This is a genomic window from Novosphingobium sp., assembly GCF_036733805.1.
In the GTDB taxonomy this organism is placed as follows: Bacteria; Pseudomonadota; Alphaproteobacteria; order Sphingomonadales; family Sphingomonadaceae; genus Novosphingobium.
Genome location: NZ_DAIMZT010000041.1, coordinates 23,510 through 27,041 on the forward strand (window position 1 = coordinate 23,510; position 3,532 = coordinate 27,041).

Below are 3,532 nucleotides of genomic sequence, written 5' to 3' on the forward strand. Positions count from 1 at the left end.
GCGCTGACGCTGGACGGTGCTTTCCGGATGCCGAAGGTTTCTTACCAACTCGATGCTGGTCGACTGATTATGAACGGCATGGGGTTGGACGGTCTGAACGCGAGTGGTGCGGCCAGGGTGGATGCCGATCACATCATGGTTCCGGTGGCGGCAAAGGCGCGGCGCATTACCGGCCTCGATACAGTCGCTGGCGGGACGCTGACCAACGTGACTCTGAATGGCGATCTGGCCATAAAGGGGCCACGCATTCTTTCCGACAACATGCGCCTGCGGTCCGAACGCATCGACGCCGGACTGACGCTAATCGCCGACATAAGCAAAGGCTTCTACACTGGCGCGATTGACGGGCGGATCGACAACTATCGGCTCGCCGGCATCGGCATCTTCAATATCCGCACGAACATGGGCCTCAAGACCGAGGCCAAGGGCTTTTCATTGCAGGGAACGGTAAAGGCCCGCTCGACTCGGCTGCTCAACAGCACCCTGCGGACTTATCTCGGCGGCAATCTCGCGGCTTCGGCATTCGTGCGTTACGATTCGGACGGCGTGGCCCGATTTTCAAGCATGCGGCTCACCGCGCCGGATCTGCGGGTCACCGGCGGACAGGGCAGCTGGTCCCCCGACGGGCGAATAACGCTCGTCGCGAGCGGCGCTTCGCGGCGCTATGGGGTCGTGGGTGTGCGGGTGGCAGGTACAATCGCCAATCCCAATGCACATGTCACCGCCGAGCATCCAGGGTTGGGCGTCGGGTTGGCAAACCTTGACGCACGCGTAACCGGCGCCCCTCACGGCTATCGCCTCAACGCGACCGGGAATACGGATTACGGCCCGCTCAAAGCAGACGTCACGCTTGGCATGGGGGCAAGGACATCGCTGCGGATCAATAGCGCCACTCTTTCCGGAGTCGTATTCGCGGGCGATCTCATCCAGTCTCCTGCCGGCCCCTTCGTCGGGGAATTGACCGCCAATGGGAATGGTGTGGGTGGTATCCTGAGACTTGCCGCGGAAGGCAAATTTCAAGCGGTGAACTTCAACCTGCGGGCGAAGGACGCGGTATTTCCTGGCGCTGCTCAGCTTTCCATCGGTTCAGCTATCGTTGATGGGCGGGCTGTGCTTTATGATCGACCCACGGTGATCGCTGACGCACAGCTTTCAGGCACCCACTTCGGATCGTTCGACCTCGCCGCGGGGCGGGTCCTGGTCGATTATCGCAATGGTCGCGGCCAGGCGAAGGGGCTGATTGAGGGCGTGAGCGGCGTGCCCTTCCGTCTTGGCTTCAATGCCGATCTGGTCCCCGAGCTTTGGCGCGTCGCGCTGCAGGGCCGGATGCGCGGGCAGACGATCAAGACTCTCAGCCCAGCGCGCATCGTGCCGCAGGCTAACGGTTATGAACTTCTCCCCACGTCCATCGCGTTCGGAGGCGGCACAGTGAGAGTTGCGGGCGGATACGGTCCGGGCATTAGCTTGCAGGGCCGCCTTGAAAGCGTGAACATGGCGTTGATAAACGCTTTCGTACCCGGTTATGGCATTGGCGGCACGGCCAGCGGAAGCCTCGATTTTGAGCAGGCCGGTCCCGATGCCTTCCCGCGCGCTGACGCCAGGCTTACGCTCAACGATTTCACCCGCACCAGCGCAACCACGGTCAGCCAACCGGTCGATGTTGCTTTCGTCGGAAAATTGCTGCCCGATGGCGGAGAGGTGCGGGCCGTGATCCGGCGGCGGGGGGCGGTGATCGGGCGGTTGGTTGCTGGCCTGCGGCCATTGCCGCCTGGCCAGAGCGCTTGGCCGGAGCGCCTGTTCGGCGCCCCGTTGAGTGGTGGTGTCCGCTACAACGGGCCGGCCGACACTCTGTTCTCCTTCGTCGGTCAATCCGGCCAGTCATTGGCTGGGCCGCTCGGTCTGGCGGCAGACTTTTCGTGCCGCCTTTCGGACCCGTGCCTCAATGGCGTGATCCTGGGTAAGGGTTTGACTTATGAAAACCATGCATACGGCACGCGCTTGACGAACATGGACCTTTCCGGGCGTTTCAATGGCAATTCGCTTGAATTGACCTCGCTCACCGCAAATGCCGGCTCTGGCACGGTGAGCGCCAGCGGCAAGCTGAGCCTGGCTGCCGCCGCCGGCTATCCCATGGACGTGACCGTCAAGCTCGATCAAGCGCGTCTTGCCCGCAGCGATGCGCTTTCCGCCACCGCTACCGGGACCTTGCGCTTAACCAAGGTGGCGGCGCAGCCCGCGCTGCTTTCAGGCGATCTGCGGCTGCCCGAAACGCGGTATCAGATCGTGCGCGAAGGGGCGGCGCAGGTGCCTCGGTTGACCGGCGTACGCTTCAAGCCCTCGCGCGGACCGATCACCGTCACCGGGGATGAACCAGCACCGTCGTTTTCAAGCGCTTTCGCGCTGATCCGACTGGATCTGCATTTGCGGGCGCCAGACAAGCTCTATGTCTCCGGAATGGGCCTGGAATCCGAATGGAGTGCTGATTTCCATCTCACCGGGACCAGCGCACAGCCTGAGATGGCAGGGCAGCTCGACCTCATACGGGGCACGCTGGGCTTTGCGGGGCATTCGTTCGATCTGCAGGACGGCCGGATCATCTTCACTGGCGGATCCACCCAAGATCCTAGCCTGGCGATCACGGCGACTGACACGATCGAGGATGTGGATGTCAATGTGAACGTTACGGGTCGCGCCATGAACCCACGGATCGATTTCAGCTCGTCTCCTGCGCTGCCTAATGATGAGATTCTCTCACGTGTTCTGTTCGGTAGCTCGATCGCCAATCTCTCCGCCATTCAAGCCGTGCAGCTGGCAAGCTCGCTCAATTCGTTGCGAGGCAGCGGCGGTGGGCTCAATCCGTTGGGCAAACTGCGTTCGGCAACCGGTATCGACCGTTTACGCATTCTGGCGCCGGATCAGACCGCGGGCAGGGGTACTGCTCTGGCGGCCGGGCAACATATAACGGACAATATTTACGTCGAACTCATCACCGATGCGCGCGGATTCACGGCGACGCAACTTGAAGTAAGCGTGACGAAATGGCTCTCGGTGCTCAGCCAGGCGGGCGGTTCGGGCGCCAACAGCGTGAATATACGGATCAAGAAGGATTATTGATGCGCATCTGGGCAGCAACGCTGATCCTGCCGATCGCGCTGACGCTTGCAGCATGCAAGCGCGAGCCTGACTTCGACGAGCGCTACAAGACAGCGAGCGAAAAGATCGGCCGCACCGCGCGCGAGATCGACGCACAAGTTGCCGGAACGGGAACGCCGGCGACGGAGGAGGAGACCGGCGATCGCTGAGGATAGAGATCCACGCTCGCTTTCGAAAGCGAGGATCTCCACAATACAGTTGAGGCCATTGGCGCCGCGCCCGATCCGCAGTCGGTGCGCATGCGGGGGTTATGGTTCTGGACCGCCCGCGCGGTCGCAACGTGCAGGGAGTCTGCACGTCAATCAAAAGCATTTCGTGGGGGGTTAGAGCGTCGAGCCATTAATCTGCAACATATCCGGCGTGTTTGAGGTAGTTCCAG

At 61.9% G+C, this 3,532-nt stretch carries 2 protein-coding genes; both read left to right on the forward strand.

Annotated features, from left to right (window positions below; translation table 11 throughout):
* Positions 1 to 3,114: translocation/assembly module TamB domain-containing protein (locus tag V7D69_RS10760; RefSeq protein WP_333605783.1), on the forward strand; the 3,114-nt coding region annotated here is incomplete at its 5' end.
* Positions 3,114 to 3,302, forward strand: a complete 189-nt coding sequence (locus tag V7D69_RS10765) for a hypothetical protein (protein ID WP_333605784.1) — start codon at positions 3,114 to 3,116, stop codon at positions 3,300 to 3,302. The genes V7D69_RS10760 and V7D69_RS10765, both read left to right, overlap by 1 nt.
* Positions 3,303 to 3,532: the final 230 nt, after the last annotated feature.